The organism is Loigolactobacillus backii (assembly GCF_003946275.1).
Lineage (GTDB): Bacteria > Bacillota > Bacilli > Lactobacillales > Lactobacillaceae > Loigolactobacillus > Loigolactobacillus backii.
The window spans coordinates 1-2,043 of sequence record NZ_RHNQ01000124.1; the positions used below are offsets into that span (position 1 = coordinate 1).

At 37.8% G+C, this 2,043-nt stretch carries 2 protein-coding genes; one reads left to right on the forward strand and one right to left on the reverse strand.

The genetic code is table 11. The annotated features are described in order from the left end of the window. Positions 1 to 323: 323 nt before the first annotated feature. Complete coding sequence (locus EKM61_RS11775; RefSeq protein ID WP_068226152.1) at positions 324 to 647, forward strand: DUF960 family protein; 324 nt, start codon at positions 324 to 326, stop codon at positions 645 to 647. 4 nt (positions 648 to 651) lie between these two features. Here the strand turns inward: EKM61_RS11775 and EKM61_RS11780 are convergent, their stop codons facing one another. After that, positions 652 to 1,800: a baeRF6 domain-containing protein gene (locus EKM61_RS11780; protein WP_068226151.1), complete on the reverse strand. Its 1,149-nt coding sequence runs from the start codon at positions 1,798 to 1,800 to the stop codon at positions 652 to 654. Positions 1,801 to 2,043 lie beyond the last annotated feature (243 nt).

Sequence of the window (2,043 nt, forward strand, 5' to 3'; positions counted from 1 at the left end):
GTGAGCTCTTTTTCTGCACAAAAATCCTGTTAATAGTTTACCATTTGTAAACTATCAACAGGAAAAAGTATAGAGCCATTTAAATTCAGCACTATTCTTCCCTTTATATTTACGCTATCAATCGTCATTTATTTGTCACAAAGCCCCGAAAAGATTGCAATTCAGCCTGAATATGGCAAATAAATTAATGCCTTGTATCATTTCGTTTACAAAGCCACTTTTAGCTAGTATTCGTATTCTGAATTACCTACAATTAAAATAATTAAGTAAATAAAATCGTAATACTGAACTTTTATTTTTGGTAGATTAAACTTTATTAAGGAGTGATTACTATTTTTGGTAAGCGTGAAACACAACGAACTGTAACCGCTGGTATTAAAACCGAATTACCACGTTATTTCACCAATTATATTTGGAATTATTTTGATCTGTTACAGTCGCAAGAATTACGTTTGGCCGTCATTTTAAGCGTTGAGATTCAAAAAGATGGCCGACACTGCGAAATTTATTTTACCCAAAAGGCGCCTTATCTAGATGATCACTTCTCAATCGAGTTAATTGATGCCGCAACTATCTTACCTAATTTAGTTTTAATTGAACAAGAACGCTACTATCAACGAATGCTTCTTCCTGAAGAAGCAAGTTAACCTTTTAAGCTTGATTAACGCCACGCAGAACTGCAATTGCGGGCGTATCTGCCGGTAGTTCATCCGCCGGCAATACATAGACTTGACCACCTAAGGCCAAGGTAGCAACGCTTAAATCATTTAATAAATTATTTGCCTTAGCTGCCGGACTCCTTAAATCAAGATTTTGCTTTAGATCCATAATTCCTGGCACAGTGGCATCTTTGGCAACAAACAATGTCGCCACGCCACCTTCAGTCGTCCGTGAAATTATATCGCTTAAATCATCAAGGTACTTTTTTGCTGAACGGGCCTGATCAACCTGAGTCGCTAGGATAGTCATTACATCCTGACTCAACTTTTGGTTAATACCGAGCACCAGTTGATTAATCACACCTTGATCCAGTTTTGCGGGAAGCTTAGTCACCGTTGTATCTTTTAACAGATAATTATTCTTGCTAATTTTACGAAAAATACTCTGATTCTCCGTCGTGGCCATTAAAACCAGCCGGCGTTGTTGCGCCTTGGAATAATTCTTATAAATAAAATTATCGACGATCTGAAAATACTTTTGGTGATCATTTTCTTGAGTTCGTGTTTTTAAATCTTGTCCGTGAACACCACCGTTACCACCAGAACTAGTCCAACGCATTTTGCCGCTGGTTAGTTCAGTCCCCAACGCCTGTTCACTCGTTTTAGGTGCTTCATTTGGTAGATCCACTTTTTGGGCCAGACCGTCTTGAACCCGCCAAAGATCCATTTCCGTTCGACTTAGTTTTAACAAATCATAATCTAAATTAAATTGATCGTTCTCAATAACTGGCAAAAGATAAAGATTATCACCTACATGAACAACATTAGCAACAGTGATGTTCAAAGGATAAACCAAAATTTGTTCGCTTCCAGCAATAATGGCAACACTTTTCGCACCATTATTACCCAGCGCACGTGTTTGTAAAACCGTCTCAAATTCAGCCTGATACGTTGTCCAATTTTTTTCTGGATAACGGGTCTTAAAATTTGCTTTGGCCTGCTGGATTAACCCCCGAAAACGACCTTTATCACCATCTATCCCACTTTCATAGGGTGAGACTGCCATAAAAATTGATACGTAAGGGCCTTGTTCGCCCTGAGCTTGCATTAATTGTGCTAAATCTCGCTGTAATGTTGCCATAATAATCCCTCCAAGAATCAAAATCTTAGTAGTAAAGGTAAAAAAATAGGCAGAAAGCGTTTTCTAATTCACTTTCAGTCCCATCTTAGCACCCAATCACTCTTTATTCAAAGGAACTTAATCGGCTGTTTAAATACATGGTACGGCAAAAAATAATTTGGCTAGCTAAAGTGAACCCCCAAGATTGGACAGAAAAAATCCAATCTTGGGGGTTTCGTTATGAGTAAATTTAATTTCGATTTT

Excerpts from the sequence above, each read along its gene's own strand:
- EKM61_RS11780 (WP_068226151.1), bottom strand. The coding sequence starts at position 1,800 with ATGGCAACATTACAGCGAGATTTAGCACAATTAATGCAAGCTCAGGGC.